The organism is Streptomyces sp. (assembly GCF_031181705.1).
Taxonomy (GTDB): Bacteria; Actinomycetota; Actinomycetes; order Streptomycetales; family Streptomycetaceae; genus Streptomyces.
Map to the genome: position 1 here is coordinate 1 of NZ_JAPSKN010000244.1, position 3,692 is coordinate 3,692.

The following is a 3,692-nucleotide window of genomic DNA, read 5'->3' on the forward strand; positions in this document are numbered from 1 at the left end:
TTCCTGAAGATGTCCAAGCAGGGCTCGACCCTCGCGGGCATGATGGACGCCTTCTCCATCGCCGTCTCGGTCGGCCTCCAGTACGGCGTGCCGCTGGAGACGTACGTCTCGAAGTTCACCAACATGCGCTTCGAGCCGGCCGGCATGACGGACGACCCGGACGTGCGGATGGCGCAGTCGATCGTCGACTACATCTTCCGCCGCCTGGCGCTGGACTTCCTGCCCTTCGAGACGCGTTCCGCACTCGGCATCCACTCCGCCGAGGAGCGCCAGCGTCACCTGGAGACCGGTTCGTACGAGCCGTCCGAGGACGAGGTCGACGTCGAGGGCCTGGCCCAGTCGGCGCCTCGGGCACAGGAGCTGAAGGCCGTTTCCGCTCCGAAGGCGGAAGAGTCGGCCAAGCCGGCCCCGCAGCAGGCCCACACCAGTGCGGAACTGGTCGAGATGCAGCTGGGCATCCAGGCCGACGCCCCGCTGTGCTTCTCCTGCGGGACGAAGATGCAGCGCGCCGGTTCCTGCTACATCTGCGAGGGCTGCGGCTCGACCAGCGGCTGCAGCTGATACCGGGCGCCTGAGCCGATGACAGTGGGGCACCAGCCTTCGGGCTGGTGCCCCACCTGTCGTGCCTCGTCGTCACCGTGCCCCTGAGGGTTTCCGGGACAGACGCGCGGGCGATCCCGGCTCAGGCCCGGCCGGCCGCGCCCATCGTCCTGGTGAACGTCACGGGGTCGCCCTCGAAGCCCCGCAGGCCGGGACGGAAGCGCCAGGGGCCGGTGCCTTCCCGGACGAACTCCGCGACCGTGGCCGCCGTGGCGCCCAGGACACCACCGAAGTCGTCCTCGGCCAGGACGTCGTACCCCTCGCGGATGCGCAGGCCGGGGTTGACGACGCTGACGAAGGTCCGCTCCGCGGGGCGCTGCTGGATGACGACACCGACCACCACGCGCGCGTACCGCGGGTCGAGCCGCTCCAGCTCCAGCGTCATGACCTCGTCGAAGCCGAAGCCCTGGCCGTCCTTGCTGTCCCGGTTGAGGTAGATGGTGCCGTCGGGGGAGCGGCTGTCGAAGTGCACCACGTAGGCGGGGTCGCCGTGCGGGGCGTCCGCCGGATACGTCGCCGCGACGAGATCCAGGTCGGTGGAGGGCTGCCCCGCCGGACTGGGATCCCATCGCACCGCGATCTCGACCTTGCGCAGCCCCTTGTTGAGCCCGTCCACCGGCGTCCCCTTCCCCGTACCGACCCGCCCGTCCACCCCAACTGACGGGCACACACGACTGTTTGTCCATCCTGCCACGCGCGCGGGTGCGCGCGTGGCGGAGCGGTCCAGCCGAGAGTGACCGGCGCCACGCTCCCTGGCCTTACCATGGCGCGGTGCTGGTCAAGTGGATTCGCTGCACCGTGGTGGACCGCCGCGGGTTCGAGCGGGGGCAGCGGAAGTGGGCGGGGCTTCTGGGGGAGCCGGGGTTTCGCGGGCAGGGGGGTGGCTGGAGCCGGGGACGGCCGGACGTGGCGCACATCTTCGCGTTCTGGGAGAGCCGCGCCTTCTACGACTCGTTCATGGCGCGGTCCCACGACCGGCTCGCGTCGGCCCAGTCGGGCACCTTCAAGGACGCCCGGGTCAGGCTGTTCGACTACCGCTTCGACGTGAAGACCGGCTTCGAGCCGCGTTTCACGGACGCCGACCTGCTGCGCGTCGCGCTCTGCCGTGTCCACGAGGAACGGGCGGAGCACTTCGTGCTGATGCAGGAGAAGGTCTGGAATCCGGCGATGGCCGGCTCGCCCGGCATGGTGCGCGGGCTGTTCGGCGAGGCGCCCGGCCACGAGTACCTGGTGCTGTCGATGTGGCGGTCGGCCGCCGAGCACGGCAAGTACCGCACCGAACGCGTGGAACGGCTCGCCCTGCGCGCCCAGACGGAGGCGGACGTGGCGGCACTGACGGGCGCCGTCGTGGACATGGAGCCGAGCTGGACCGTCTGACCCTGGCCGGCACGCGACCCGCTGGCCGGGCGGCCGGCGGCCTCCCGCGGGCGCGGTGCGGTGGCGATTTCGTGTGACCTACGCTGTATGGGCACCGTCCGGGTGCTCGGAGGGCCCTCACCCGATCTAGGGTTTTGGCATGGCACGACCACGGCGCATCGTCCTTGTCCGGCACGGCGAGTCAACGGGCAATGTTGATGACTCCGTGTACGAGCGTGAACCCGACCACGCCCTGGCTCTGACCGACCGCGGTCGAAAGCAGGCGGAGGCCACGGGTGAGCACCTGCGCGAGCTCTTCGGCGGCGAACGCGTCAGCGTCTACGTCTCCCCGTACCGGCGCACCCACGAGACGCTGCGGGCCTTCCGCCTCGACCCCGCACTGATACGGGTACGCGAGGAGCCCCGGCTGCGCGAGCAGGACTGGGGAAACTGGCAGGACCGCGACGAGGTCCGCCTCCAGAAGGCGTACCGGGACGCGTACGGCCACTTCTTCTACCGCTTCGCCCAGGGGGAGTCCGGTGCCGACGTCTACGACCGGGTCGGCGGCTTCCTGGAGAGCCTGTTCCGCAGTTTCGAGGATCCCGACCATCCGCCGAACGTCCTCATCGTGACCCACGGGCTGGCCATGCGGTTGTTCTGCATGCGCTGGTTCCACTGGACGGTCGCGGAGTTCGAGTCGCTCTCGAATCCGGGGAACGGCGAGATGCGGATGCTCGTTCTGGGAGACGACGGCAAGTACACGCTGGACCGGCCGTTCGACCGCTGGCGGGATCCCGAGCCGTACGGGATCTCCGGATAGAGTGGCAGGGCGATGACCTCTGATTTCTCCCCCGACGCGCGCTTGGACCGCGCCCTGGCCGCTCTGCGCGGACTGTCCGTCGGGGACGCCCTGGGCTCCCGGTACTTCGTGCCGGTGAACTACCCGCTGCTGAAGCGCCGAGAGCTCCCGCCCGGGCCCTGGCAGTGGACCGACGACACCGAGATGGCGGCCTCCGTCGTCGCCGTGCTGGCCGCCCACCACCGCATCGACCAGGACGCGCTCGCCTGGTCCTTCGCCGAGCACCACGACTCCGACCGGGGCTACGGCCCCGCGGTCAACCGCCTCCTGCGGCTGGTCCGGGAGGGCGGCGACTGGCGCGAGCTCGCCGCCGCGCTCTTCAACGGCCAGGGGTCCTGGGGCAACGGCGCGGCGATGCGGATCGCCCCGCTGGGCGCCTGGTACGCGGACGATCCCGAGCAGGCGACCCACCAGGCGGAGATCTCCGCCTACACCACCCACCAGCATCGCGAGGCCGTGGTCGGTGCCATGGCCGTCGCCGCGGCCGCCGCGTTCGCCGCGGCGCCGGGCGGACCGCCCGGCGCCGAAGCACTCCTGGACGGGGTGATCGACCTGGTCCCCAAGAGCGCGGTGGGCGCGGGGCTGCGCCGGGCCCGGGACATGCTCGACTACGGCGACGCCGCCACGGTCGCGGCGGTGCTGGGCTGCGGGCGGCGGACGACGGCCCACGACACCGTGCCCTTCGCGCTCTGGTCGGCCGCGAGGAGTCTCGGCGACTACGAGAAGGCGTTCTGGACGACCGCCCAGGTCGGCGGTGACGTCGACACGACCTGCGCGATCGTCGGTGGCGTGATCGCCTCGGGCAAGGCCGGGACGCCACCTGCCCCGTGGGTGGAGCGGACCGAGGCCCTTCCGGACTGGGTGCCCGCTTCGGCCT

General features: G+C 71.3%; 4 protein-coding genes and 1 pseudogene. 4 read left to right on the forward strand and 1 reads right to left on the reverse strand.

The annotated features are described in order from the left end of the window. Positions 1-561, forward strand: a pseudogene (locus RIN80_RS26455) (vitamin B12-dependent ribonucleotide reductase); the annotation flags it as partial. Between the two features lie 121 nt (positions 562-682). Here RIN80_RS26455 and RIN80_RS26460 read toward each other — a convergent pair. After that, complete coding sequence (locus RIN80_RS26460; RefSeq protein WP_309098162.1) at positions 683-1,216, reverse strand: TerD family protein; 534 nt, start codon at positions 1,214-1,216, stop codon at positions 683-685. Positions 1,217-1,371: 155 nt separating this feature from the next. Here RIN80_RS26460 and RIN80_RS26465 point away from each other — a divergent pair, with 155 nt between their 5' ends. The 3 genes from RIN80_RS26465 to RIN80_RS26475 form a co-directional block, all read left to right on the forward strand. Continuing rightward, a complete protein-coding gene (locus RIN80_RS26465; protein WP_309098163.1) occupies positions 1,372-1,977 on the forward strand; it encodes a YdbC family protein in 606 nt (201 codons plus the stop codon). A 139-nt stretch (positions 1,978-2,116) separates the two neighbouring features. Continuing rightward, entirely contained in the window at positions 2,117-2,776 is a 660-nt protein-coding gene (locus RIN80_RS26470) for a histidine phosphatase family protein (RefSeq protein WP_309098164.1), read from the forward strand. A gap of 12 nt (positions 2,777-2,788) precedes the next feature. Further along, on the forward strand, positions 2,789-3,692 hold a 904-nt coding region (locus tag RIN80_RS26475), incomplete at its 3' end, for an ADP-ribosylglycohydrolase family protein (protein ID WP_309098165.1).

Excerpts from the sequence above, each read along its gene's own strand:
- RIN80_RS26470 (WP_309098164.1), top strand. The coding sequence starts at position 2,117 with ATGGCACGACCACGGCGCATCGTCCTTGTCCGGCACGGCGAGTCAACG.